This window comes from Suttonella ornithocola (assembly GCF_001889065.1).
Classification (GTDB): Bacteria; Pseudomonadota; Gammaproteobacteria; order Cardiobacteriales; family Cardiobacteriaceae; genus Suttonella_A; species Suttonella_A ornithocola.
Genome location: NZ_LWHB01000339.1, coordinates 1 through 850, shown reverse-complemented (window position 1 = coordinate 850; position 850 = coordinate 1). Strand labels below are relative to the sequence as shown.

The following is an 850-nucleotide window of genomic DNA, read 5'->3' as shown; positions in this document are numbered from 1 at the left end:
GCAATCATCTAAAACCCAACCCAATCCAATCCAAAGCAGATAAAAGCATAAAGTATCAATACATCCATCCGCCATTCTTTGCTATTTGCTTAATCCAAGCCCACATCTTTTCAATGGGATTTAAGTCTGGACTATAAGGGGGTAACCAAACTATCTCATGCCCATGCTCTTCAATGATTGCTTGAATATCACTGCGTTTATGAAAAGCGGCATTGTCCATGACAATTACACTGTTTTTAGGTCACTCAGGTAACAGTGCTTCTCTCACCCAATGAGAGAAAATATCGCTGTTAATAGAACCATCATATAAGCGTAAGGCAAACAATTCTCCATTGATAATGGCTCCAATCGCATTGCTCTGGTTCTTTAAATGCCAGTTATCACTTCCATGACAAACTTGTCCTTTTGTGCTGTAGCCATAAGGTCTATGAGCAAAGGCTTTATAGTCAAATCAGCTAAAAAACAGAACGTTATCTACCGCCAGAATGGCTAGATAAGGGCTATAGGATGTTTTGTTTTTTAGCTGATCGCACTATAAAACCACATTCATCAAGATAGACTATCGGTTTTTCTTGAGCGGTCTTATCCACTATTTGTTCTTGAAAGTGCTCTCTTTTCTCTGTGTCGGTTTTTGGATGTTGGTTAATCTTTTTTTATGCGTTATCTTTAGTCGCTTTAGAGCATAACAAATCGCTGATTGCGAGCAATTAAAACGTCTAGCGCTTTCCCATTGGTAATCATCGGGATACTGCTCAATATCCTTAAGCAAGGTTTCATCATCAATCTTTGAGGCTTACGCTCAGTAAACCTTAGGATGGGATTTTAATCCAGTATAGACGGTGAATTTGCT

The 850-nt window shown here is 38.8% G+C and carries 2 protein-coding genes; both read right to left on the bottom strand.

What is annotated here, in order from left to right; genetic code table 11:
* Positions 1 to 55: 55 nt before the first annotated feature.
* Positions 56 to 226: a transposase gene (locus tag A5N85_RS15470; protein ID WP_282956004.1), complete on the bottom strand. Its 171-nt coding sequence runs from the start codon at positions 224 to 226 to the stop codon at positions 56 to 58.
* 363 nt (positions 227 to 589) lie between these two features.
* Positions 590 to 784 (bottom strand): IS630 transposase-related protein, encoded by a 195-nt coding sequence (locus tag A5N85_RS14240; protein WP_072577683.1) that lies wholly within the window; start codon positions 782 to 784, stop codon positions 590 to 592.
* Between the last annotated feature and the right edge of the window lie 66 nt (positions 785 to 850).